The sequence below is a fragment of the Mycobacterium sp. URHD0025 genome (genome assembly GCF_000426065.1).
GTDB lineage: Bacteria > Actinomycetota > Actinomycetes > Mycobacteriales > Mycobacteriaceae > Mycobacterium.
The window spans coordinates 197,234-221,439 of the sequence record NZ_AUEQ01000009.1 but is presented as its reverse complement, the minus strand read 5'-3'; the positions used below and the strand labels follow the sequence as shown (position 1 = coordinate 221,439).

At 67.7% G+C, this 24,206-nt stretch carries 24 protein-coding genes and 1 pseudogene; 17 read left to right on the top strand and 8 right to left on the bottom strand.

Annotation, left to right across the window (positions count from 1 at the left end):
• The 4 genes from H977_RS33060 (at position 1) to H977_RS33055 (ending at position 5,414) form a co-directional block, all read left to right on the top strand.
• On the top strand, positions 1 to 1,602 hold the full coding sequence (locus tag H977_RS33060; protein ID WP_051288835.1) for a PucR family transcriptional regulator: 1,602 nt from the start codon (positions 1 to 3) through the stop codon (positions 1,600 to 1,602).
• Positions 1,603 to 1,726: 124 nt separating this feature from the next.
• Positions 1,727 to 3,094 carry a type III PLP-dependent enzyme domain-containing protein gene (locus tag H977_RS0113765; protein WP_029108419.1) on the top strand — a complete coding sequence of 456 codons (1,368 nt, stop codon included), beginning with the start codon at positions 1,727 to 1,729 and terminating at the stop codon, positions 3,092 to 3,094.
• 14 nt (positions 3,095 to 3,108) lie between these two features.
• A complete protein-coding gene (locus H977_RS0113760; RefSeq protein ID WP_029108418.1) occupies positions 3,109 to 4,557 on the top strand; it encodes an amino acid permease in 1,449 nt (482 codons plus the stop codon).
• Positions 4,554 to 5,414: a serine hydrolase gene (locus H977_RS33055; protein WP_051288834.1), complete on the top strand. Its 861-nt coding sequence runs from the start codon at positions 4,554 to 4,556 to the stop codon at positions 5,412 to 5,414. Before H977_RS0113760 ends, H977_RS33055 begins: the two co-directional genes overlap by 4 nt.
• Here the strand turns inward: H977_RS33055 and bagB are convergent.
• Together bagB and bagA are read right to left on the bottom strand one after the other, a co-directional pair.
• Positions 5,381 to 6,514: an ATPase BagB gene (gene bagB / locus H977_RS0113750; protein WP_029108417.1), complete on the bottom strand. Its 1,134-nt coding sequence runs from the start codon at positions 6,512 to 6,514 to the stop codon at positions 5,381 to 5,383. The two genes, H977_RS33055 and bagB, sit on opposite strands and share 34 nt — an antisense overlap.
• A 2-nt stretch (positions 6,515 to 6,516) precedes the next feature.
• On the bottom strand, positions 6,517 to 7,548 hold the full coding sequence (gene bagA / locus H977_RS0113745) for an ATPase BagA (RefSeq protein WP_196808248.1): 1,032 nt from the start codon (positions 7,546 to 7,548) through the stop codon (positions 6,517 to 6,519).
• A 70-nt stretch (positions 7,549 to 7,618) separates the two neighbouring features.
• On the opposite strand from bagA, the gene sp36 reads away from it, so the two are divergent.
• From sp36 to H977_RS0113730, 3 genes are read left to right on the top strand one after another with little or no spacing between them, the layout of a single operon-like run.
• Positions 7,619 to 7,780, top strand: coding sequence for a Sp36 family protein (gene sp36 / locus H977_RS35285; protein WP_155946634.1), 162 nt, complete (start codon positions 7,619 to 7,621; stop codon positions 7,778 to 7,780).
• A complete protein-coding gene (locus H977_RS0113735; RefSeq protein WP_029108415.1) occupies positions 7,777 to 8,268 on the top strand; it encodes a RidA family protein in 492 nt (163 codons plus the stop codon). The genes sp36 and H977_RS0113735 overlap by 4 nt, the downstream gene beginning before the upstream one ends.
• Positions 8,265 to 9,068, top strand: coding sequence for an MBL fold metallo-hydrolase (locus H977_RS0113730; protein WP_029108414.1), 804 nt, complete (start codon positions 8,265 to 8,267; stop codon positions 9,066 to 9,068). Before H977_RS0113735 ends, H977_RS0113730 begins: the two co-directional genes overlap by 4 nt.
• 69 nt (positions 9,069 to 9,137) lie before the next feature.
• Here the strand turns inward: H977_RS0113730 and crp are convergent, their stop codons facing one another.
• Together crp and H977_RS36235 are read right to left on the bottom strand one after the other, a co-directional pair.
• Positions 9,138 to 9,812 carry a cAMP-activated global transcriptional regulator CRP gene (crp, locus tag H977_RS0113725; protein WP_003883807.1) on the bottom strand — a complete coding sequence of 225 codons (675 nt, stop codon included), beginning with the start codon at positions 9,810 to 9,812 and terminating at the stop codon, positions 9,138 to 9,140.
• Between the two features lie 221 nt (positions 9,813 to 10,033).
• Positions 10,034 to 10,127 (bottom strand): annotated as a pseudogene (locus tag H977_RS36235) (hypothetical protein); the annotation flags it as partial.
• Between the two features lie 189 nt (positions 10,128 to 10,316).
• On the opposite strand from H977_RS36235, the gene nth reads away from it, so the two are divergent.
• Genes nth through marP form a run of 4 tightly spaced genes read left to right on the top strand, consistent with a single transcriptional unit; the run spans position 10,317 to position 13,654 of the window.
• Positions 10,317 to 10,997 (top strand): endonuclease III, encoded by a 681-nt coding sequence (gene nth / locus H977_RS0113715; protein ID WP_029108412.1) that lies wholly within the window; start codon positions 10,317 to 10,319, stop codon positions 10,995 to 10,997.
• Between the two features lie 19 nt (positions 10,998 to 11,016).
• The gene (locus H977_RS0113710; protein ID WP_029108411.1) at positions 11,017 to 11,664 is read left to right on the top strand and encodes a TlpA family protein disulfide reductase; all 648 of its coding nucleotides are present in this window, start codon (positions 11,017 to 11,019) and stop codon (positions 11,662 to 11,664) included.
• 11 nt (positions 11,665 to 11,675) lie between these two features.
• Complete coding sequence (locus H977_RS0113705) at positions 11,676 to 12,452, top strand: NUDIX hydrolase (RefSeq protein WP_029108410.1); 777 nt, start codon at positions 11,676 to 11,678, stop codon at positions 12,450 to 12,452.
• 11 nt (positions 12,453 to 12,463) lie between these two features.
• Complete coding sequence (marP, locus tag H977_RS0113700; RefSeq protein WP_029108409.1) at positions 12,464 to 13,654, top strand: acid resistance serine protease MarP; 1,191 nt, start codon at positions 12,464 to 12,466, stop codon at positions 13,652 to 13,654.
• On the opposite strand, the gene H977_RS0113695 is transcribed toward marP, so the two are convergent.
• Complete coding sequence (locus H977_RS0113695) at positions 13,655 to 14,656, bottom strand: alpha/beta fold hydrolase (protein WP_029108408.1); 1,002 nt, start codon at positions 14,654 to 14,656, stop codon at positions 13,655 to 13,657.
• On the bottom strand, positions 14,656 to 15,162 hold the full coding sequence (locus tag H977_RS0113690) for a phage holin family protein (protein ID WP_029108407.1): 507 nt from the start codon (positions 15,160 to 15,162) through the stop codon (positions 14,656 to 14,658). Before H977_RS0113690 ends, H977_RS0113695 begins: the two co-directional genes overlap by 1 nt.
• A 141-nt stretch (positions 15,163 to 15,303) precedes the next feature.
• Here H977_RS0113690 and H977_RS0113685 point away from each other — a divergent pair, with 141 nt between their 5' ends.
• Entirely contained in the window at positions 15,304 to 15,972 is a 669-nt protein-coding gene (locus H977_RS0113685) for a S1 family serine peptidase (RefSeq protein ID WP_051288869.1), read from the top strand.
• A gap of 70 nt (positions 15,973 to 16,042) precedes the next feature.
• Here the strand turns inward: H977_RS0113685 and acs are convergent, their stop codons facing one another.
• On the bottom strand, positions 16,043 to 18,004 hold the full coding sequence (gene acs / locus H977_RS0113680) for an acetate--CoA ligase (RefSeq protein ID WP_029108405.1): 1,962 nt from the start codon (positions 18,002 to 18,004) through the stop codon (positions 16,043 to 16,045).
• A 126-nt stretch (positions 18,005 to 18,130) separates the two neighbouring features.
• On the opposite strand from acs, the gene H977_RS0113675 reads away from it, so the two are divergent.
• On the top strand, positions 18,131 to 18,871 hold the full coding sequence (locus tag H977_RS0113675; protein ID WP_029108404.1) for a Fic family protein: 741 nt from the start codon (positions 18,131 to 18,133) through the stop codon (positions 18,869 to 18,871).
• Positions 18,872 to 19,299: 428 nt separating this feature from the next.
• Here H977_RS0113675 and H977_RS0113670 read toward each other — a convergent pair whose 3' ends face one another.
• Entirely contained in the window at positions 19,300 to 20,157 is an 858-nt protein-coding gene (locus H977_RS0113670) for an HAD-IB family hydrolase (protein ID WP_029108403.1), read from the bottom strand.
• 429 nt (positions 20,158 to 20,586) lie between these two features.
• On the opposite strand from H977_RS0113670, the gene ssd reads away from it, so the two are divergent.
• Genes ssd through H977_RS0113650 form a run of 4 tightly spaced genes read left to right on the top strand, consistent with a single transcriptional unit; the run spans position 20,587 to position 24,195 of the window.
• Entirely contained in the window at positions 20,587 to 21,669 is a 1,083-nt protein-coding gene (gene ssd, locus H977_RS0113665; RefSeq protein ID WP_051288833.1) for a septum site-determining protein Ssd, read from the top strand.
• On the top strand, positions 21,666 to 22,826 hold the full coding sequence (locus H977_RS0113660) for a TadA family conjugal transfer-associated ATPase (RefSeq protein WP_029108401.1): 1,161 nt from the start codon (positions 21,666 to 21,668) through the stop codon (positions 22,824 to 22,826). The genes ssd and H977_RS0113660 overlap by 4 nt, the downstream gene beginning before the upstream one ends.
• Positions 22,823 to 23,608 (top strand): type II secretion system F family protein, encoded by a 786-nt coding sequence (locus tag H977_RS0113655; RefSeq protein WP_029108400.1) that lies wholly within the window; start codon positions 22,823 to 22,825, stop codon positions 23,606 to 23,608. The genes H977_RS0113660 and H977_RS0113655 overlap by 4 nt, the downstream gene beginning before the upstream one ends.
• Positions 23,605 to 24,195 carry a type II secretion system F family protein gene (locus tag H977_RS0113650; protein WP_029108399.1) on the top strand — a complete coding sequence of 197 codons (591 nt, stop codon included), beginning with the start codon at positions 23,605 to 23,607 and terminating at the stop codon, positions 24,193 to 24,195. The genes H977_RS0113655 and H977_RS0113650 overlap by 4 nt, the downstream gene beginning before the upstream one ends.
• Positions 24,196 to 24,206 lie beyond the last annotated feature (11 nt).

The window sequence follows — 24,206 nt, the reverse complement described above, 5'->3', positions numbered from 1 at the left end:
GTGAGTGAGCCTGCCAGCGTTCTTCCGTTGTCGGCGATGGTTTCTGGTGCCGCCGGCATGTTGATGCCGCTGCCCGGGGCGGAAATCGGCGACGATCCGTTGTTGAACGACGTGGCTCTGCACGAGCCCGGCACCGCCGCGGACTACAGCGGCACCGTCGTCCTGGTCAGCACGCGGGTCGAGGACCGCTTCGCGCTCGGCTCGTTGCTCGATGAAGTGGGAACCGCTGCGGCCGTTGTGCTTCCACCCGATGCGACAACCGACATATCGATGTTGCCCAGCCACTCCACCAGGCTGTTCCGGCGGTCCCCATGGGTCGGCTGGAGTGAGCTGTTCCGCGTCCTGATCAGGCTGCTCGGAGCGGGCCGCATCGTCAGCCCCGCCCCGCAGGTGGACAACTTGCAGGCCCTGGCCCGTTGGATCAGCAGCCGGACCGGTGCCGCGGTGACGATCGAGGACCTGGATTCCCGAGTCCTGGCATATGCCGTCATCGGGCCGGGTGTCGACCCGATTCGAAACCAGACGATCCTGGGTGGCGCGGTACCCGCCTGGCGGATCGAGCGGCTGATGTCGACCGGATTCCTGCCCGCTGTCTGGCGGTCCGACGACGTCGTCGTGCGCAATGCCGAGGATGACGACCCGGCCCGCATGGTGGTCGCGATGAAATCCGGCACCGAAACGCTTGGCACGATCTGGGCGGCGTTGGACGACGACACGGACCGCGACGAACTGCGACAGCTGCTGCTGCAGGTGCGCCAGACCGCTGCCGCCATGATGCTGCGCGAAGTCCACCGGGACCAATACGAGCGCCGGCTCCAGGAGTCGGCGCTGGTCGACCTGTTGTCGCGTGGGGTGGATCCCGGAGTCCCGGCGGCGTTGCTCGGACTGCAGCCGGACAGCAGACATGCCGTCGTCGCGCTGGGCTCCGATACCGCCGCGTCCCGCTCGCTGATGTTCCACGTCCAAGCCCTGCGGGCCGGTGCCCGGACCGCACGGGTCGGCGACGATCTGCTCGTCGTGCTGCCGGTGCTGGACGACGAGTCGGCCGAGGTGGATCTCGCTGAGAGCCTGTCGAGGCACATGACACGGGTTTCGGGCGCCCACGCCGGTCCGGTCGCCGTCGGGCCCGTCGTCGACGCCATCGCCTACTTGCGGAAATCCGCGATCGTCGCGCGACAGGTCCTCGACGCAGCCGCACTCAACGCCGCGCAGCCGCCGCACGGGCAGCGGCCCGTGCTCACCGCTGCCGACGTGCCGGACGCGCTGACCCTGGTCCGGGCAGCCGACCTGCTCGATCCGATGGCCGACACGATCACCGAACCGCTGGCAGCCCTTCGCCGGCACGACTCCGACCACGGCACAGCGTTCATCGACACCGTCGCGGCCGTCCTCGACCACCCGGGCAATCTGAGCGGAGCGGCCCGCGAATTGGGCATCCATGCCAACTCGCTGCGGTACCGCCTGGACCGGATCCGGGTGGTCTCCGACATCGATCTGCAGTCACCGGCCGCCCGCCTCCGCGCATCCTTGGGGCTACTGGTGTGGGAACGGCGCGCCGGGCGTGCTTTCGGCGATATCGACAACAATCCGGGATCCGGTTAGTGCATTTCGGAGAAACCACCATCGGTGTCTCGGGGACTTCCTCCGATTCCGACGAAGATGCGCGCGGAATTCCTCAGCCCGCACGGCTCTCACCACCAACCGCTGCATTCATAGGGTTTAGCTTGTGATTGATGCACCTCCGCGGGCCAGGGATACCCTGCCGACTCCGGACATACTGCTGCGCCGTCGCGAACAGGTGGTCGCCGATGTTGCCCGGCAGGGATTCATCGACGACCTGCACCCGTTGTGCGGAGTGATGGACCTGGACACGCTCGACGAGCTGATGCGGTCGTTGACCCGGGCCTATCCGGCGGGGATGCCGGCGCTACACACCATTGCGGCCAAGGCGATCACGCTGCGGCCGGTGCTGGCACGGTTCGCCGAGGCGGGATTCGGCTGCGAGGTGGCCAGCCCCGGCGAACTCGAACTCGCGCTGGCCGCAGGCTTTCCCGCCGAGCGCATCGTGTTCGACTCCCCGGCGAAGACCACGACCGAGATCGGGCAGGCACTGGAACTCGGGATCTCGTTCAACGTCGACAACTTCGAAGAACTGGCGCGGGTGGACCAGGCCATCGCCCGGGTGGGCGGGCATCGATCGGTCATCGGCATGCGGCTGAATCCGCAGACCGGTGCCGGCGCCATCGGGGCCATGAGCACGGCCACCTCGACATCCAAATTCGGAATCGGACTGGCCGACCACCGGGAAGCGATCATCACCGCGTTCGCCGCCCGGCCCTGGCTGACCCAGCTCCACGTGCACAGCGGCTCGCAGGGTCTGCGCCTCGAACATGCTGCCGAAGGAGTCCGGCTCATCACCGATCTCGCCGCCGAGATCACGGCCCGCGCCGGGCATCAGCAGGTTCGCCGCATCGACATCGGCGGCGGGTTGCCCGTCAACTTCGGCTCCGACGACATCACCCCGACCTTCGCCGATCACCGCGTCGTCCTGGAAGACACGGTGCCGGAATTGTTCGATGGCACATACGGTTTGGTCACCGAGTTCGGTAGGGCCTTGACGGCCAAAGCCGGCACCATCGTGGCGCGGGTCGAGTACACGAAGGTCACCGGTGGCAGGCAGATCGCCATCACCCATGCCGGTGTGCAGGTGGCGACTCGCACGATCTTCGGGCCGGCGGAGTGGCCGCTGAGGATCGACGTGTACGACGCGCTCGGGCGGCGCCGGGCGCAGGAGCGTCAGGGGCAGGACATCGCCGGCCCGGCCTGCTTCACCGGCGACATGCTGGCCGTCGGGCGTGAACTACCTTTCGTCCATCAGGGTGACCTGGTGGCCGTTCCGGATACCGGCGGCTACTACTTCTCAACCCACTTCTCCTACAACGCATTACCGCGCCCCGCGGTTTACGCGGTGGAGACCGATCCGGACGGCGGCCGACGCTGGTCGCTGGTCCGGCGTGCCCAGACGGTCGAACAGATCGTGACCGAGGCCGGCGAACCCACACTCGTGCCACTGCCCATCCGCCCCTGCGACTGATTGCGACCGCCCACATGCTCGAATCGAAATCCCAGTTGTCCTCCGGCGACGAACCGCGCTCCGGCCTGGCCAGGTCGCTGAAAACACGTCACATGACCATGATCGCGATCGGCGGGGCCATTGGCGCCGGGCTGTTCGTCGGTAGCGGCGCGGTGATCAAGACCGCCGGCCCGGCCGCGATCCTGTCCTACGTCCTGGCCGGCGCGCTGGTGCTGTGCACCCTGCGCATGCTGGGCGAGATGGTGGTCGCAAAGCCGAGGACCGGTGCATTCGCCGACTACGCCCGGATGGGCATCGGGCCGTGGGCCGGCTTCACCCTGGGCTGGTTGTACTGGTACTACTACGTGATCATCATCGCGGTGGAAGCCGTTGCCGGGGCGAAGATTCTGTCCGTCTGGGTCGGCTTGCCGCTGTGGGTCATGGCCATGCTGTTGATGGCGGTGATGACCGTGACCAACCTGATCTCGGTGCGCTGGTTCGGCGAATTCGAGTTCTGGTTCTCCGGAATCAAGGTCGCCGCGATCGTGTCCTTCATCGTGCTGGGCCTGTTGTGGGTCACGGGATTGTGGCCCGGCGACACCAGCGGACTGAGCAACCTGGTGTCCCATGGCGGCTTCGCGCCCAACGGCGTCGGAGCGATCCTGGGCGCCGTTGTGGTGGTGATCTTCGCATTCGGTGGAGCCGAAATCGTCACTATCGCCGCCGCGGAGAGCGCCGAGCCGGCGAAGTCGGTGGCCAGGGCCACCACCGGGGTCATCTGGCGCATCATTCTCTTCTACGTCGGGTCGATCTTCCTGGTCGTGTGCCTCCTGCCGTGGAACGACGCGTCCGTGCTGTCCAGCCCGTACGTGGCCGCCCTGGACAAACTGCAGATCCCCGGTGCCGGCGCGATCATGAACTTCGTCATCCTCACCGCGGTGCTCTCCGTGCTGAACTCGTCGATCTACACGTCCTCCCGCATGCTGCGGGTCCTGGCATCGCATGGCGACGCACCAGAGTGGTTGGTGCGCACCAACTCCCGCGGCGTACCGACCCGGGCCGTGTTGGCCAGCACGGTCATCGGCTGGATCTCCGTGGTGCTCGCCTACATCGCCCCCGATTCCCTGTTCCTGTTCCTGGTGAATTCCTGCGGCGTGGTCGCGATCTTCATGTACGTGATGATCGGCGTCTCCGAACTGCGGGTGCGCCGGGCCATCGAGCGTGAAGACCCATCCAAGCTGAGGCTGAAGATGTGGTTTTTCCCGTACCTGACCATCGTGGTGATCGCGTGTTTCGTACTGGTCCTGCTTGCCATGCTGTTCGACGTCGATCAGCGCGTGCAGCTGTTGGCCAGCGTGCTGAGTCTCATCGTGGTCGTGGTGGCCTACGTCCTGCGCAAGCGGTTCGGACGAGTGCCCGTCACCGGTGACGTCACCGAAGCCGCAGAAGTCGGTGAGGTCGCGAAACTCGACGAACGGGCATGAGCGACTACTTCGTCGGTGCATCGTCCTGGCTGACCGGATCGGCGACCTGGTCGGCGCGTGTCACGGACCTGAGCACCGGCCAGACATTGTGGGAGCACACTCCACACCGCGTGCTCAAGACGGCCAGTGTGGGGAAGGTCTTCTTACTGGCCGAGGTGGCACGCCGGTTCGACGACGTGACCCTGGACCCGGGTGAAGTCGTCGCCGCCACCGCCGAGGATCAGGTGGCGGATTCGGGCATCCTCTACCTGTTGCGGCAGCAGGACCATCGGATCGACGACCTGTGCCTGTTGATCGGTGCGGTCAGCGACAACATGGCCACCAACATGCTGCTTCGCCGGCTCGGGCTCGACGAGGTGCAGCGCGCCACTCGCGACCTCGGATTCACGATGAGCGGGTTACGAGACCGGGTGCGGCTGAACCGATCCCAGGATGATCCGCTCACCCTCTCGACGGGCAGTGCCGCCGAACTGTGCGATTTCGTCGCACGTCTGCACGCCGGCGACATCCACAGTGCCGCGGTGTCCGAGCGGGTGCGCCGATGGCTGAGCGTCAACACCGATCTGTCCATGGTGGCGGGGGCGCTGGGCCTCGACCCGCTGGCCCACACCGAGCCCGACGCCGGCTTTGAACTCTGGAACAAGACCGGCACCATCTCCGATGCGCGCATCGACATCGGACATGTCGGGCACCCGGCAGGCGGACGCCGGGTCGGCTATGCGGTCCTGGCCAACTGGGCCTGGGGTGAGGACCACCGCGACGCGTGTTTGACGGCGATGAGATTGCTGGGCAACGAGATCCGCCGATATCTGGAGAACGCCGGTCAGGCGGCGTCGGCCGCCTCTCCGGTGATCTGATCGGCGATCGCACGCAGCGCGTCGAGATCGGATACATCGAACGGCAGCGACGGCACACCCACTATCGCCACATGCGGATTGGCACCGGTGAACCGGGACAGCAGCCGCACCTCACGCTTGGCGGTGTTCGCCCGATCGGCGTGGATGCGCAGCACGCCCGCGGTCAGCGATTCCGGGTCCTCGGCCGCCAACGTGTCAGCAGCTTCCTCGGCCTTGTCGGCGTGCAGATCGCACAGCGTCGGATGGGTGCGGTTCAGGATCAGTCCGGCCAGTGGCATGTGCTCGTTCGACAACCGGTCGACGAAGAACGAAGCCTCACGCAGGGCGTCCGGCTCGGCCGCGGAAACCACCACGAACTGGGTGCCGCGCCGCTTGAGCAATTCGTAGGTCCGGTCGGCCTTCTCCCGGAATCCGCCGAATGTGGCGTCCAGTGACTGGACGAAACCTGCTGCATCGGACAACATTTGGGAACCCAGCACGGTGGACAGGGCCTTCATGGCCAGCCCGACGGCACCCGTCACCAACCGTCCGATCCCGCGGCCCGGCGCCAGCAGCATCCGCCACAGCCGGCTGTCCATGAAGCTGCCCAACCGTTTCGGTGCGTCGAGGAAGTCCAGCGCGTTGCGGGACGGTGGGGTGTCCACCACCACAAGGTCCCACTTGTCCTCGGCCAGCAGCTGGCCGAGTTTCTCCATCGCCATGTACTCCTGCGTACCGGCCAGCGAGGTCGCCACCGTTTGGTAGAACTGGTTCTCCAGAATGGCGTCGGCGCGGTCGGATCCGGAGTACTGCACCACCATCTCGTCGAAGGTGCGGCGCATGTCCAGCATCATCGCGTGCAGTTCACCGGTGACCTCAGGGGCCAGCGGAACACGCTGCGGGGTGTTGCCGAGATCTTTGATGCCCAGCGCCTGGGCGAGTCGTTTGGCTGGGTCGATGGTCAGCACGACGACGGTCCGGCCGTATTCGGCGGCCCGCAGCGCCATTGCGGCGGCGGTGGTGGTCTTGCCCACTCCGCCTGCGCCACAACAGACCACGACGCGGTTGGCGGTGTCGGACAGGATGGCGTGCATGTCGAGCGCGGGTGGTTTGGTGCTCATGGTCAGCGGACCCCCTGCTGTTCGAGTGCTTCTGCGAGTTCGTACAGGCTGCCCAGATCGACGCCGTCGGTCAGCGCGGGCAGCTCGAGGCGGGGGACATCGATCGCGTCGAGCAGCTCGGCGCTCTCGGCGCGGGCCGCGATCCGGGTGGCATGCTGGATCGACTCGGTGAGTAGACCGGCGAAGTCATTGTCCGGCAACGTGATTCCAGCCTCGGTCAGGCCTGCGCGGATCGCGTCGGCGTCGAGATCGCCCTCGGCGGCCTTGGTGAGATCCTCGGCCGACAGGTAGGCCGGGATGTTGCGGTTGACGATGACGCTGCCGATCGGCAGACCCATCTCGGTGAGCTCGTCGATGGCCTCCAGCGTCTCCTGGATCGGCAACGCCTCCAGCAGCGTCACCAGGTGAATGGCCGTCTGCTCCGAATGCAGGAGCTTGACCACACCATCGGCCTGCGAGTGCACGGGCCCGCCCTTGGCCAGGTCCGAGACCGCCTTGGTGACGTCCAGGAATCGCGGAATACGGCCTGTGGGAGGGGAATCCACCACCACGGCGTCGTAAACGTCGCGCTTACCCTTCGCGTCCTTCGCGGTGCGCGTCACGATCTCCTTGATCTTGCCCGTGAGCAACACGTCACGCAGACCGGGCGCGATGGTGGTGGCGAATTCGATGGCCCCGATGCGGCGCATCGCCCGGCCGGCCAGGCCGAGGTTGTAGAACATGTCGAGGTATTCCAGGAACGCGGCCTCGATGTCGATCGCCAGGGCGTTGACCTGACCGCCGCCGTCGGCGGTGGCGACCTTGACTTCCTCGTAGGGCAGCGGTGGCACGTCGAACAGCTGCGCGATGCCCTGGCGCTCCTCGACCTCGACCAGCAGCACCTTGCGGCCGCCGGCGGCCAGGGCCAGGGCCAGGGCCGCGGCGACCGTGGACTTGCCGGTGCCGCCCTTGCCCGTCACGAAATGCAGTCGGGCCTTGGTCAGGCGCGACGGCCAGCCGACATGTTTGGCGCCGCTCTCAGTGGTTGCCACCAGTGCATGCTAACCAAGCCTGGGTGTCCGACCGATAAGCTCGGCCCATGAGCGAAGGAACTAGGTGGGCGGCGTGAGCGAAGCGATCAAATGGGAGTACGCCACGGTGCCGTTGTTGACCCATGCCACCAAACAGATTCTCGATCAGTGGGGACAGGACGGCTGGGAGCTGGTCTCGGTGCTTCCCGGCCCGACCGGCGAGCAGCACGTCGCCTACCTGAAGCGGCCCAAATGAGTGGTGCCACCGGGCAGGCGCGCGGCGACCGGGGGACCTGGTCGGCGCGGCTGACCGAGCTCGGCATCGAACTGCCCGACGTGGTGGCGCCGTTGGCCGCCTACGTGCCCGCCGTGCGGACCGGCAACCTGGTCTACACCGCTGGTCAGTTGCCGATCCAGGCCGGCGAGCTGCAGGCCACCGGCAAGGTCGGCGCCGAGGTCAGCCCCGAGCAGGGTCATGAACTCGCCCGGATCTGCGGTCTCAACGCGCTCGCCGCCGTGCACGCGCTCGTCGGCGTCGACTCCGTCGTCAAGATCGTCAAGGTGGTCGGGTTCGTCGCCTCCGCACCCGGATTCAACGGACAGCCCGGCGTCATCAACGGCGCCTCCGAGTTGTTCGGTGAGATCTTCGGCGAGGCGGGCGCTCACGCGCGTTCAGCCGTCGGCGTGTCGGAACTACCGCGCAACGCGCCGGTCGAAGTCGAAATCACCGTAGAGGTCGCGTGACAGCTGGGCCCGGTCTGCAGCACCCGGCCTACGGGCTGCTGCGGCCCGTCACCCAATCGGCCTCGGTGCTCCTGTGCGACAACCCCGGCCTGATGACGTTGGAGGGCACCAACACCTGGGTGCTGCGGGGCCGAGGCAGCGACGAGATCGTCGTCGTCGACCCCGGGCCCGACGATGAGGCCCACATCGCGCGCGTCGCCGAACTGGGCACCGTCGCGTTGGTGCTGATCAGCCACAAGCACGAGGACCACACCGGCGGGATCGACAAGCTCGTCGACTTGACCGGTGCCACCGTCCGTTCGGTCGGCAGCGGTTTCCTTCGCGGCCTCGGCGGCCCGTTGACCGACGGCGAGGTCATCGACGCGGCCGGGTTGCGGATCAAGGTGATGGCCACCCCCGGGCACACCGTGGATTCACTGTCATTCGTGCTCGACGACGACAGCGGACAAGGGGCTGTGCTGACCGCCGACACGGTACTGGGCCGCGGCACCACCGTCATCGACACCGAGGACGGCAGCCTTCGTGACTATCTGGAATCCCTGCGCCGATTGCACGGCCTTGGCACTCGCACGGTGCTTCCCGGACACGGACCGGAGCTTCCCGATCTCCGAGCGGTGACGGCGATGTACCTGGCCCACCGCGAGGAGCGGCTGGATCAGATCCGGGCAGCGCTACGGGACCTCGGCGAGGACGCCTCGGCCCGCGCGGTCGTCGAGCACGTCTATACCGATGTCGACCAGAAACTCTGGGACGCCGCCGAGAAGTCCGTGCAGGCCCAGTTGGATTACTTACGTTCGTAGCGCGACCAGACACAAAACTGCCCCTTTTCCAGTGAAAAGGGGCAGTTTTGTGTCTGCTCGGCGGGAAAACTAGCGGGCGCGCCGTGCCAGCCGCTCGCTGTCGGAGATCAACACGCTCTTGCCCTCCAGCCGGATCCAGCCGCGGTGGGCGAAATCGGCCAGTGCCTTGTTGACGGTCTCGCGGGACGCGCCGACGAGCTGGGCGATCTCTTCCTGGGTGAGGTCGTGCGTGACGCGCAGCGCCCCGCCCTCCTGCGTCCCGAACCGCTGGGCCAGCTGCAGCAGCTGCTTGGCCACTCGGCCGGGGACGTCGGTGAAGATGAGGTCAGCCAGGTTGTTGTTGGTCCGGCGCAGACGGCGCGCGAGCACGCGCAGCAGCTGCTCGGCGATCTCGGGACGGTCGGCGATCCACGCGCGCAGCGCGTCACGGTCCATCGACACCGCGCGCACCTCGGTGATGGTGGTGGCGCTCGAGGTACGCGGCCCCGGGTCGAAGATCGACAGCTCGCCGAACATGTCCGACGGACCCATGATGGTCAGCAGGTTCTCGCGACCGTCCGGCGAACGGCGGCCGATCTTCACCTTGCCGGAAATGATGATGTACAGGCGGTCGCCGGGCTCGCCCTCGGCGAAGACTGTATGCCCGCGCGGGAAGTCGACGGGCTGCAACTGCTTCGTCAGCGCCGATACGGCGGTCGGTTCGACGCCCTGGAAGATTCCGGCCCTGGCCAGGATCTCGTCCACGTTGCCCCTTAAGCTATTAAGTGTGTTGTCCTCTTACTGATACTTCCTGCTCAGTCTAGAGGTACGCGGTTTCGCGACTAGCCCACGCTACACACGATTGACAGGTCGAGACGCAGGAAACCCAGTATTTATGGCCTGCGGTTCGTAGTAGCGCGTCGGCAAACGCTCACTCTCGAGGTCGATGGTCAGGGGCTTCACCCGCGGTACGGCGGCCTGCGGGGCCGGCTCACGGGCCAAACCCGATTCGAGCCGCTCGAGCCCGAACGCCGCCAGCATGAGCAACCCCGGGGTGAGCGCCACCAGCAACCACGACACAAGGCAGTAGTTAACACGGCGCAGGTCTCAGTGGGGTCACGAATGATCACCGGTCCGCGCAGAAGAATGTCCGACGACGTCAGTACGCTGATTGGCGTGACTGCGGCTGCCGCCTCAACAGGGAAAACGAGCCGGTCCAAGAAGTGGGACGCCGAAACCCACCTGGGGCTGGTACGTCGGGCTCGACGGATGAATCGTGAACTCGCACGGGCGTTCCCGCACGTCTACTGCGAGCTGGACTTCACCAATCCCCTGGAGCTGGCCGTGGCCACCATCTTGTCGGCGCAGAGCACCGACAAACGGGTGAACCTGACGACACCGGCCTTGTTCCTCAAATACCGCACGGCGCTGGACTACGCGCAGGCCGACCGCACCGAGATGGAGGAGCTGATCCGGCCGACCGGTTTCTACCGGAACAAAGCCAACTCGCTGATCCGGCTGGGCCAGGAGCTGGAGGCCCGATTCGACGGCGAGGTTCCCGACAACATCGAAGACCTGGTGACCCTGCCCGGCGTGGGCCGCAAGACCGCAAACGTCATCCTCGGTAACGCCTTCGACATCCCCGGCATCACGGTGGACACGCACTTCGGGCGGCTCGTGCGGCGCTGGCGCTGGACCAGCGAGGAGGATCCGGTCAAGGTCGAGCACGCGATCGGTGAGCTCATCGAACGCAAGGAGTGGACCTTGCTCAGCCACCGGGTGATCTTCCACGGCCGCCGCGTCTGCCACGCCCGCAAGCCCGCGTGCGGAGTGTGCGTGCTGGCCAAGGATTGTCCGTCGTTCGGGCTCGGACCCACCGATCCGGAGACCGCTGCAGCGTTGGTCAAGGGCCCGGAAACCGAGCATCTGCTGGCGCTGGCCGGGTTGTGAACGCCGCGACGGGCGCACCGTGAGCGTTTCGGCCCGCTGGACCGTGGCGGTGCTGGTGGTCCTGGTGGCCCTTGGGACCGCGTTCTGGATGGAATTGCGCGACGAGCCGGCACCGCAGACCGGCCCGGGCCAGTCCACCTCCCGCGATCACCGTGACGCCGATACCCCCGAGGCCCTGGCCGGCCCCCGGGCGCGTGCCGATCTTCCGCCGTGTCCGGGACCCGGCAACGGCGCCGGACCCGCAGCGCTGCGCGGCATCACCCTGGACTGCGCCGGTGACGGGAAGCCCGTCGACGTGGCGTCCGCACTCGCGGGCCGGACCGTGGTGCTCAACCTGTGGGCGTACTGGTGCGGGCCATGCGCCGACGAGCTGCCCGCGATGGCCGAATACCAGCGACGGGTCGGGCCCGACGTGCTGGTGCTGACCGTGCACCAGGACGAGAACGAGACGGCGGCATTGGTCCGACTCGCCGAACTCGGAGTGCGGCTGCCGACGTTGCAGGATGGTCGGCGACTGATCGCGGCCGCGCTCAAGGTGCCCAACGTCATGCCTGCGACGGTGGTACTGCGCCCGGACGGTAGCGTGGCCGGGACCCTGCCCCGCTCCTTCGTCAGCGCCGACGAGATCGCGGCGGCGGTCGACGAGAAGATCCGCTCTAGCCGATAGGAGCACCCGGAGTGAGATCGACGCGCGACGGGCTGTTCCCCGATGCCGCCCCGGCCTGGCTCAAGCCGCTGGTGGACAACCTCGACCGGGTGCCGGACGCGTACCGTCGCCGGGTTCCGCCGGAGGTGCTGGCCGGCATCGTCGAAGCCAACCATCAAGCCGCCCAGGCCGGCGCGCTGCGCGATGCCGCGGTACTGGTGCTGTTCTCGGGACCGCGCGAAGGCACGGCCCCGCTCCTTCCCGAGGATGCCGATCTGCTGGTGACGGTCCGCGCCTCGACACTGCGCCACCACGCCGGGCAGGCCGCGTTCCCCGGCGGGGCCACCGATCCCGGCGACGAGGGACCGGTCGGCACGGCCTTCCGGGAGGCGTGGGAGGAGACCGGCATCGACACCAACCGGCTGTACCCGCTGGCCACCCTGGAGAAGATGTTCATCCCACCATCGGGCTTCCATGTGGTCCCGGTGCTGGCGTATTCGCCCGATCCCGGGCCGGTGGCCGTCGTCGACGAATCCGAGACTGCCGTCGTGGCGCGGGTTCCCGTGCGGGCCTTCGTCAACCCGGAGAACCGGCTCATGGTCTATCGCGAGGCCAACACCAGCCGGTTCGCCGGACCGGCTTTCCTGCTCAACGAGATGCTGGTGTGGGGTTTCACCGGCCAAGTCATCTCGGCGATCCTCGACGTCGCGGGCTGGGCCGAGCCCTGGAACACCGAGGATGTCCGCGGACTCGATGACGCAATGGCCCTCGTCGGGCATGACAACGGTTACGGTGAAGCCCCATGTTGAAGTGGATATAGATGACACCCTCGGTCTGGCTCGATTTCGCAATCCTCGGCATCGGGTTCGTCGCAGCCATCTCAGGCTGGCGTTCCGGCGCGCTCGGCTCCCTGCTGTCGTTCATCGGTGTGGTGCTCGGTGCGGTGGCCGGTGTGCTGCTGGCGCCGCACGTCATCCCGCACGTCAGCGGTGACCGCACCAAGCTGTTCGCCACCCTGTTCCTGATCCTCGCGCTCGTGGTGATCGGTGAGATCGCCGGCGTGGTGCTGGGCCGTGCCGTGCGCGGCACCATCCGCAACCCGTTCTTCCGCGTGTTGGACTCCGCGGTCGGTGTGAGCCTGATGCTGGTCGCGGTCCTCGTCGCCTCCTGGCTGCTGGGTAGCCTGCTGACCTCCTCCGACCAACCGAATCTGGCTGCGGCCGTGAAGAATTCACGAGTGCTGACCGAGGTGGACAAGTACACCCCGACCTGGATGCGTTCGGTGCCGAACCGGTTGTCGGCCCTGCTGGACACCTCCGGGCTGCCCGACGTGCTCGAACCGTTCGGCCGCACCCCGATCGTCAACGTCGACGCCCCCGACGCCTCGCTGGCCGCCGATCCCATCGTGACGACCAGCCGGCCCAGCGTCGTCAAGATCCGCGGTGTCGCGCCCAGTTGCCAGAAGGTGCTGGAGGGCAGCGGATTCGTCGTCGCACCCAACAGGGTGATGTCCAATGCCCACGTGGTCGCCGGTGCCGACAGTGTGACCATCGAAGCCGACGGCAAGACCTACGACGCGGGCGTGGTGTCCTATGACCCCAACGCCGACATCTCCATCCTCGACGTCCCGAACCTGCCGGTCGCTCCGCTTCAGTTCGCCGACCAACCGGCGCCCAAAGGCACCGACGCCGTCGTGATGGGTTACCCCGGTGGCGGTGACTTCCTGGCCACCCCGGCCCGCGTGCGCGAGATCATCGAGCTCAACGGGCCCGACATCTACCGGAGCACTACCGTGACCCGCGAGGTCTACACGGTCAGGGGCACGGTGCGGCAAGGCAATTCGGGCGGGCCGATGATCAACCGGGCAGGCAAGGTGCTCGGCGTCGTGTTCGGTGCGGCAGTCGACGACGCCGACACCGGGTTTGTGCTGACCGCCAAGGAAGTCGAGCATCAGCTGGCCCAGATCGGCAACACCCAGCGGGTCGCCACCGGGACCTGCATCAACTCCTGATCAGTTCGCACGCAGCTGCGCCAGGAACCGGCGCAGCTGCTCGTTGACCGCCTCGGGCTGTTCCTCGTGGCTGAAATGCCCGGCACCCGCGATCGATACGTAGCGGCCGTGCGGCGCATAGCGCTGGGTCCGGCGCACCGGGTCGGCGAGGACATACGGGTCGGCGTCACCGCGCATGTGCAACACCGGCACGTTGATCGGGCGCTTCATCGAGCGCATGAACCGCAGGCCCTCACTGCGCAGCTGGCTGCGCACCGCCCACCGCTGGTATTCGAGCGCGCAGTGCGCGGCACCCGGAATCTGGATGGCTTGACGCAGATGACCCATGGTGCGGGAGAAATCTTGGCCGGTCTGCCAATTGGCCCCGGCCCGGCTGCGGACCAGATGCTCCAACTCCGCGCCGTCGTGGCGGGTCAACGCGTGTTCGGGCCACCCGGGCAGCTGGTAGCGCAGCATCGACGGCAACAGGGCACGGCCCTGGTCACGACGTGTCAGGGTCGAGGCCCGCAGCGCCACCGGATGCGGTGAGCTGACCAGGGCGATCGCGTCGACCGCGCGCGGGTGCAGCACGGCCGTCGCCCAGCACACCAGGCCGCCGTCGGCGTGCCCGACGAGCGTGGCTGATTTGTGTCCCAGCGCGCGAACCAGCCCGGCGGTATCCCCGGCCAGTGTCCAGCCGTCGTAACCGCGCGGTGGTTTGTCGCTGTCGCCGTAGCCGCGCAGGTCGACCGCCACGACCCGGGCGCCGGTCAGTCCGGTCAGTTGATGACGCCACGACCACCAGAACGATCCGAACCCGTGCAACAGGATGACCAGCGGGCGGTCGGGCTGCGAGCTCTCGCCCTCCATCGCATGGTCGGGCTGCGAGCTCTCGCCCTCGGTCACATGGTCGGGCTGCGAGCTCTCGCCCTCGACGACATGGAAGCGGATGCCATTGGCATGCACCTGCAAATGCCGCCATGGCCCCTCGATCCTGACGATCGACGGGTCGGGTGGGGGCACTACCAGCCCGACGGGTCGGTGGCAGGCCGGGTCTGGAGAGCGGGCACCGCGACCTTGTCATGGCCAGGTGTCAGCGCCTCGCGTGTCTCCTTGACCGATTCGATGGTCTGCTGCGGGCCCTTGATCCGTCGCACCTTCAGGAAGCCGAACAGCGCCAGCGCCCCTGTGGTCAGCACCATGAGGCCGAACACGATGAGGAAGGCCACCCAACGCCAGAGCCAGGTGTCGAGGAGTTCGGCCAGGAAGAAGAAGAAAAAGAAGGTCGAGTAGAACAGGACCACCAGCGCGGCGATGAAGAACACGCTGCCGGTCAGGCCCTTCTTCACATCCCGGGTGATCTCCGCCTTGGCCAGCTCCACCTCTGCGCGCAGCAGGGTGGAAACCTGCGCGGTGGCATCTTTGACCAGGTCACCGATCGACGGATCCGGCTTGGGGGCATGCGGGTCGACGAGCGGAATCGAGGTCACCGTCGTCGGAACGCCGTCCCTGCGGTCGCCTGTGCTCATGGCGTTCATGTTGCCATGCGGCGAAGCCGTTAACGATCCCGGCCGACATCACGGTCTTAGTAGACTGACCGCAATCTTGAGTTGCGCGGGTCGGGCGCGTCGATCGGAGGACACTTGACGAGCAGGCACCGCTGGCAGTCGCTGATTGGCGCGCCGATCATCGCCCTCGCTGCGATCTTCACGCCCGCGCTTGCCCACGCCGATCCACCGGTGGTGTTGGGCGGCGGCTCGGGCATCGTGGTGAACGGCGAGTCGTTCTGCACGCTCACCACGATCGGACATGACAACGCCGGCCGCCTCATCGGTTTCACCTCCGCCCACTGCGGTGGTCCGGGTGCTGTGGTGTCGGCCGAAGGCGCCAACAGCGCCGGCGTCGTGGGCACGATGGTGGCCGGCAACGACGGGCTGGACTACGCGGTGATCCAGTTCGATCCGGCGAAGGTGACTCCGACCAGCAACGTGAACGGCTTCCAGATCGACGGGCTCGGTCCGGATCCGGCGTTCGGCGATGTGGCCTGCAAGCTCGGCCGCACAACGGGCTATTCGTGTGGCGTCACCTGGGGTCCGGGCAAAGATCCGGGCACCATCGTCAACCAGGTGTGCGGACAGCCCGGCGACTCGGGCGCGCCGGTCACCGTCAACAACCGGCTCGTCGGCATGATCCACGGCGCCTACTCCGACGATCTGCCCACCTGCGTGGTGCAGTTCGTTCCCCTGCACACGCCGGCGGTCACGATGTCGTTCAACACCCAGCTGGCCGACATCACCGCCAAGAACCGACCGGGAACGGGTTTCGTCCCGATCGCCTGATCACCGCGAACAGACGCAGACTCGCACCGCCAGGCCGGTTTTCGTGCGAGTCTGCGTCTGCTCGGCGGAGTTACTTACTTGCGCGGATGGCTTCGAAGACGCTGGGGTCGACCAGGGTCGAGGTGTCGCCGAGTTCGCGGCCCTCGGCCACATCGCGCAGCAGGCGGCGCATGATCTTGCCGCTGCGGGTCTTGGGCAGCTCGGGGACCACGTGGATCTCGCGGGGCTTGGCGATCGGGGAGATCTCGGTGGCCACCTGGGCGCGCAGTTCCTCGATCATGGTGTCGGCCCCGCCGTGCGCGGAGGCCTTGAGGATGACGAACGCGCAGATCGCCTGTCCGGTGGTGTCGTCGGACGCGCCGACCACAGCGGCCTCGGCCACCCCGGAATGCCCGACGAGTGCCGATTCCACCTCAGCGGTCGAGATGCGGTGCCCGGAGATGTTCATGACATCGTCGATGCGGCCCAGGACCCAGATGTTGCCGTCTGAGTCGTAGCGGGCGCCGTCCCCGGCGAAGTACCAGCCCTGTTCGGAAAAGCGCGACCAGTAGGTGTCTTTGAACCGCTGTGGGTCGCCCCAGATGCCGCGCAGCATCGCCGGCCACGGCTTGTCCAGCACCAGGTAGCCGGTGACGTGCTCGGCTTCGTCGGCGCCGGGTACCAGCTGGTTGCCCTCGTCGTCGACGATCTTGGCCGAGATACCGGGCAGCGGGGTCATCGCCGAGCCGGGCTTGGCCGCGGTGACACCGGGCAGCGGGGAGATCATGATCGCCCCGGTCTCGGTCTGCCACCAGGTGTCCACGATCGGAGTCTTGTTGGCGCCGATGACTTCCCGGTACCAGCGCCAGGCTTCGGGGTTGATCGGCTCGCCCACCGACCCCAGCAGCCGCAGGCTCGACAGGTTGTGCGCGGACGGAATTTGGCGGCCCAGCTTCATGAAGGTGCGGATCAGCGTGGGCGCGGTGTAATAGATTGTCACGCCGTACTTTTCGATGATCTCGAAGTGGCGGTGCTCGGTCGGCGAGGTGGGGGTGCCCTCGTAGACCACCTGGGTGGCGCCGTTGGCCAGCGGGCCGTAGGTGATGTAGGTGTGACCGGTGACCCAGCCGATGTCGGCGGTGCACCAGTACACGTCAGTCTCGGGTTTGAGGTCGAAGACGTTGTAATGGGTGTAGGCCGCCTGGGTGAGGTAGCCGCCCGAGGTGTGCACGATGCCCTTGGGCTTGCCCGTGGTTCCCGAGGTGTACAGCAAAAACAGCGGCTGCTCGGAGTCGAAGGCTTGCGGGGTGTGCTCGGTTGACGCCTTGTCGACGGTCTCGTGCCACCACAGGTCGCGGCCCTCGGTCCAGTTCACGTCAATACCGGTGCGGCGCACCACCAGTACGTGCTCGACCGAAGGCTGGTCCGAGACGGCTTCATCCACGGCGTCTTTGAGCGAGGCGGCCTTGCCGCGCCGGTATTGGCCGTCGGTGGTGATGACGAGCTTGGCCTGGGCGTCCTCGACGCGTGCCTTGAGAGCAGAAGCGGAGAACCCCGCGAAGACAACGCTGTGCATGGCGCCCAGGCGCGCACAGGCCAGCATCGCCACGATCGCCTCGGGCACCATCGGCATGTAGATGGCGACGCGGTCGCCGGCGGTCAGCCCGAGCGCGGTCAGCGCATTGGCCGCCTTGCTGACCTCGTCTTTGAGCTCGGCGTAGGTGATGTCGCGGGCGTCACCGACCGGCTCGCCCTCCCAGTGGATCGCCACCCGATCGCCGTTGCCTGCCTCGACGTGACGGTCGACGCAGTTGTAGGCGACGTTGAGCTTGCCGCCCACGAACCACTTCGCGAACGGTGCCTGCGACCAGTCGAGCACCTCGCTGAACGGGGTCTGCCACGTCAGCCGGTCGGCCTGGGCGGCCCAGAACGCGAGCCGGTCCTTCTCGGCCTCGGCGTACAACTCGCGCGTCGCGTTGGCGTTGGCCGCGAAATCGGCAGGCGGCGGATAGGCTGTCGGAACATCAGTAGACGTCGCTGGCGCGTTTGACATGGGTGTGAGCCTAGTCACCGAAGGTTGCAGCGACGTTGGGACCTCACAAGGCGGTTGCCGGGCGGTGCCCGTTCTGCGCCTAACGGTCGGCGAGATGGCGTTCAGCGGTCCGCTAGCGTTTCGCGTATGACCGATCCACTCGCACCGCTGGTCGATCTGCCCGGTGTTTCTGCGGCCAGCGACGAGGCCCGTGAGGCGCTGGGCCGGGCGCATCGACACAAATTCAATCTGCGCGGTTGGCCGCAGACCGCGGCCGAGGCCGCTCTGCGGGCCGCGCGGGCCTCGGCGGTACTCGACGGCGGTGCCCTCCAGCTCTCCGCCGACGGTGAACCCGATCCGGTGACCGCCGGCGCCATCCGCGTGGCCGAGGCTCTCGAAGGCGGGGCCACCGCGCTGGTCGGGGTGTGGCAGCGAGCTCCGATGCAGGCCCTGGCCCGCCTGCACGCGCTGGCCGCCGCGGACCTCACCGACGACGAGCATCTGGGCCGGCCCCGCACGGACCCGGACGTCGGACGTCGTCTCGAGCTGTTGACCGACATTCTGGTCGGCGGCTCCAAGGTGCCCGCCCCCGTGCTGGCCGCTGTCGCCCACGGCGAACTACTCAGCCTGGCTCCGTTCGGTACGGCCGACGGTGTGGTGGCCCGCGCAGTCTCGCGGCTGGTCACCATTGCCAGCGGGCTGGACCCGCACGGACTCGGGGTTCCCGAGGTGCATTGGATGCGCAAGTCGGGGGAGTACCGGGGTGCCGCACGGGGATTCGCCTCGGGTACGGCCGACGGTCTGACCGCATGGCTGCTGCTCAGTAGCGAGGCCCTGCAAGGTGGCGCGCGGGAAGCGCTTCAGATCGCCCAGTCGGCGGCGGGTTGAACTCACCGGCCGCGGTGGTCTCAGCAAACGAAAGCGGGCGACGGTCCGAAACGATGTCTCAGCTCGTCGCCCGCTAGCACGGATACCGGTTACCAAGCGTGCCAATGTGGGTCGCGTGGGTGGCCTCGGCGTCCTTACGATGCGCTTCGGCTGCAACCCTACCCAAAGGGCCGTCGTGGCCGTCCGCTCCTCGTAATCACGCAGGCCCGCAACACTTTTGCCTATTCCGCGGCATGTGCTCCGCGTGGGTTCCGGGACCCGTGCTAGGGAGCTCGGTTCGGGAGATTTAGCCTTCTCTTCCGGCTAGACCTTGGCCTCATCCAAGCTTCCGTGGTTCCTTTGTACTACGTGACCACGGTCACAGCAAGGGTGAAATGCTCTCGACTTCTGATCGTTACGCCGGGCTTTCAGCTACTGCACGCGGAAGGTCACGAAGTGAAGCGGCGCAACATCGAATACGTCAGTGCGCCGGCTGCCAGTGCGCTGATTCCGACGGCCGCGGTGGTCGCGACCGCGGCTCCTGACGGCGCCGGAATGCGGTCCCGCAACGACACCGGCCTGGTGAAGGTCAGCACCGGCCAGCCGCGGGTCGCGGCCTCCTTGCGCAGCCCCCGGTCCGGATTGACCGCGGTGGGATGGCCCACACTTTCGAGCATCGGGATGTCGGTCACCGAATCCGAGTAGGCGTAGCAATGGTCCAGGGCGTAGCCCTCGCGCGCGGCCAGCGCGCGGATCGCCTCGACCTTGCCCTCGCCGTAGCAGTAGAACGCGATCTCTCCGGTGTAGCGCCCCTCTTCGACCACCATCCGGGTGGCCATGGCGTGGGTGGCACCGAGTGCCCTGGCGATCGGCGCGACGATCTCCTCGCCCGAAGCCGACACCACCACGACGTCCCGGCCGCACAGCTTGTGGTCGGCGATCAGCTCGGCGGCTTCGGCGAACACCAGCGGGTCGACGATGTCGTGCAAGGTTTCGCCGACGATCGATTTGACTTGTTCGACGTCCCAGCCGGTGCACATGTTGGTGATGTAGCTGCGCATGCGGTCCATCTGGTCGTGGTCGGCGCCCGACATCAGGAACAGAAACTGGGCGTATGTCGACTTGAGGACCGTCCGCCGATTCAGCAAACCCTGATTGAAGAACGGTTTGCTGAAAGCAAGCGTGCTGGACTTGGCGATGACGGTCTTGTCGAGGTCGAAGAAGGCTGCGGTGCGTACTGGCCGTGGGGTGAGTGGCTCGGATTGCGGTGCGCTCAATTCTCCGGCAGCCCCATCGGAAGCGGTCACAGCGCCAGCATAGAGGCAGCTGCGTCCCGTTAATCGAGCTGCGACGTAAAATGGCAGTTCACGACACATTCTTTCGGACGTGGATGCCGGAATCCCGGTCGGTAGCCGGCAGCAGTGTCTCTTGCGTGTTTTGGCAGTTCCGTGTGTATAGTGAGCATTACTCGGCTTATGCCGAGGTGTATCAGCCCGACCCCCCGGGGCTGATACACGACGACCTCCGCCTCCTCCCCCCCTGGCGGGGGTCGTCCCTTTTCTGGGGCAAGAATCTTCGGCCACCGAACCCCATTGGTTGCGGAACCGTATTTTCAGTCTGTCCTCCGGCCGCACATCCCGGCTCTGCTGTCCGGAATCGATCCACAGGCCCGACTTCATCCACAATCCGTGAATTGGTGATGGTGCCTGCCCTGCGGTAGCCCGCAAGGTGGGCATATGGCCGTCTCGAAGAGCTCGATCACCCCCGCCGGCACTGTGCTGGCGCTCATCGGCGACCCACTGCTGCGTGATGACGTGTCCCGGGTCGCCGCCGCTGCCGGCGTCGGACTCGTTCTCGTCGACGAACCCTCGCGCAAGGCCTGGATGGCGGCGGCCGCGGTGCTGCTCGATGCACCGGCCGCGCAGCGATGCGCCGCCCGGGGCCTACCCCGTCGTGCCCGGGTGATCCTGATCGGCCACGATGACCCCCGTCCGGATGACTGGCAGGCCGCGATCTCCGTCGGCGCGCAACATGTGGTGACACTTCCCGCCCAAGACGCCGATTTGGTGGCGGCGCTGTCCGAAGCCTCATCCCGGGATGACGGCGGCCGAGGTCCTGTGGTGGCCGTGGTGGGCGCACGAGGCGGCGCCGGGGCGTCGGTGTTCGCGGTGGCGCTGGCACAAACGGCGCCCACCTCGTTGCTCGTGGAGGCCGACCCGTGGAGCGGAGGCATCGACCTGGTGGCCGGCAGTGAGGACCTCGCCGGCCTGCGTTGGCCTGACCTGGCCCTGCAGGGTGGACGGTTGGGTTATCCGGCGCTGCGTGACGCGTTGCCTTGCCGTGACGGAGTCAGCGTGCTCTCCAGTGGGCGTGCGGGCACCGATATCGAGGCCGGACCGCTGAGCGCAGTCATCGACGCGGGATGCCGCGGAGGCGTGACGGTCGTGTGCGACGTGCCCCGGCGCGCCACCGAAGCAGCCGAAACAGCTTTGGACGCAGCCGATCTGGTGGTCATGGTGACCCCAGCCGATGTGCGTTCGTGTACCGCGGCGGCCGCCGCGCGGCCGTGGGTGCTGGCCTGTAACCCGAATGCGGGTGTGGTGGTGCGGGGCCCGTCGCCCGGCGGTCTGCGGGCAGCCGAGGTCGCCCGCATAGTGGACCTGCCGCTGCTGGCCGCGATGCGCCCCCAGGCCGGTATCGCCGAGGTCTTGGAGCGCGGCGGGCTACGGGTCCGGTCGCGATCCCCGTTGGGCGCGGCGGCGCGGCGGGTGTTGTCGGTCCTGGCGGATCACCCGGCGCAGGAGGCGGGGGCCGCATGAGCGCCTCGCTGATCGACCGGGTGCGTGAGCGACTGGTCACCGAATCTTCGCCGCTGAGCCCGGGCGTGGTCGCCGCGGCCATCCGGGCCGAGTCCGGCGGCCTGCTCGGCGACACCGAGGTACTGAGCAACCTGCGGCTGCTGGAGACCGAACTGACCGGTGCCGGAATCCTGGAACCGCTGCTGTGCGCGCCGACCACCACCGATGTGCTCGTCACGGGGCCCGATGCAGTGTGGGTGGATGACGGCAGCGGATTGCACCGCAGCACAGTACGTTTCCCCGACGAAGGCGCGGTCCGCCGGTTGGCGCAGCGGTTGGCGCTGCTGGCGGGACGCCGACTCGACGAGGCGCAGCCGTGGGTGGACGGTCAGCTCACCGGCGTCGGACCGTTCACCGTGCGTCTGCACGCGGTACTGCCGCCGATCGCTGCGGCGGGGACCTGTCTGTCGCTGCGAGTGTTGCGGCCCGCCACCCAGAATCTCGAAACCCTCACCAGATCCGGGGCGATCCCTCCACAGGCTGCCGACCTGCTGTGCGCGGTCATCGAAGCGCGGCTGGCGTTTCTCATCTCGGGCGGGACCGGTTGCGGTAAGACCACCCTGCTGGCCGCGGCGCTCGGTGCCGTCCCCGGCCATGAACGCATCGTCTGTGTCGAGGACGCCGCAGAATTGGCCCCGCCGCACCCACATCTGGTCAAGCTGGTGGCTCGTGCCGCCAACGTCGAAGGCGTCGGTGAGGTGACCGTGCGCGACTTGGTCCGCCAGGCATTGCGAATGCGTCCGGACCGCATCGTCGTCGGTGAGGTTCGGGGGGCCGAGGTGGTCGACCTGCTGGCTGCGCTGAACACCGGGCATGACGGTGGGGCCGGCACCGTGCACGCCAACAGTCCCGCGGAGGTACCGGCCCGGTTGGAGGCCCTCGGAGCGCTCGGCGGCCTGGACCGTGCCGCGCTGATCAGTCAGCTCGCAGCGGCCGTGCAGGTCTTGCTACACGTCGGGCGCGACCGTGCCGGGCGGCGCAGGCTGGCCGAGATCGCAGTCCTGCGCCGCTCGGTCGCAGGTGACCTGGAGGTCGTGACGGCCTGGCATGCCGACTCCGGGTTGGGTTGTGGCGCAGACACTCTCACCGCCCTGGTCGAACGTCGGCTGCCGTCGTGACCGCGAGTGCACTGGCGCTGGCAGCGGCCCTTCTGCTGTGGCCGGCCACACCCCGGCGGACAGCCGCGTTGCGGCGGTTGGATGCGCCGGTCCGGCGGCGGGTGCATACAGCGCCGATCGCCGTGGCGGTGGGAGCGGCCCTGGCCTGTGCGGTACCGGTGACGGTCATTGTGGCTGTGGCACTGGTGGTAGGCACCGCGGCGCTACGCCGCAGACACCGCGCTGCCCGTCGTCAGCGGCAACGCGAATCCGCGGCGCTGCAGGCAGCCCTCGATGTGTTGGTCGGGGAACTGCGCACCGGTGTCCATCCGGTCAACGCCTTCGCGACCGCGGCCGACGAGGTGTCCGGACCGGTTCACCAGGGCCTGAGTGCCGTGGCTGCCCGGGCACGCCTGGGCGCCGACGTCGCGGCCGGACTGGACGACGCGGCGGCAGCCTCCCACCTGCCGACGCACTGGCGCCGGCTCGCGGACTGTTGGCGCCTGGCCCACGCGTATGGACTCTCGATAGCCACCCTGATGCGCACGGCGCAGCGAGACATCGTTGAGCGCGAACGCTTTTCCTCCCACGTCGACGCCGCGATGGCAGGCCCGCGGGCGACGGCGGCGGTGCTCGCCGGACTGCCGGTCGCGGGAATCGCGCTGGGCCAGTTGATCGGTGCGCGCCCCCTGGAGTTCCTGTGCGCTGCGGGCCCAGGTGGATGGTTTCTGGTGGTCGGAGTCCTACTCGCCTGTGCCGGACTGATGTGGTCGGACCGGATCACCGAACGGGCACTGAGATGAGCTGGGCGGCCGTGCTTCTCGCCATCGCTCTGCTCATCGGCGCAGATCCGGCTCGCGTCCGCAACCGCGCCGCGCCCCCGCCGGTGCGGCGGGCGAACCTGCAGCTGCCACAGACCGACGACCCGATGGCGGCCGCATCGACCTTCGATCTGTTCGCCGCCTGTCTGACCGCCGGGTTGGCGGTGTCGACGGCGGCGGCGGCCGTTGCCCCGGCGGCTCCACCGGCACTGGCGCCACTGCTGCGCCGGGCCGCCGAACTTCTGGCGCTCGGTGCGGATCCAGCAAGGGCCTGGTCCGGTCGCCATGAAAGCAATGCCGCTGTGCCCCAAGACAAGAACGCTGAGGCATTGTTGCGTCTGGCCCGCCGGTCGGCCGCCTCGGGTAGTGCACTGGCTGAGGGGGTGGCCGAGCTTGCCGCACAGACCCGTCACGACGCGGCCACCTCGGCCGACGCGGTTGCGGAACGCGCCTCGGTCCTGGTCGCCGGTCCGCTCGGGTTGTGCTACTTGCCGGCGTTCCTGTGTCTGGGCGTCATACCTGTGGTCGCCGGTCTGGCCGGTGACGTGCTGGGTTCAGGTCTGTTGTGAACAGGCAACAC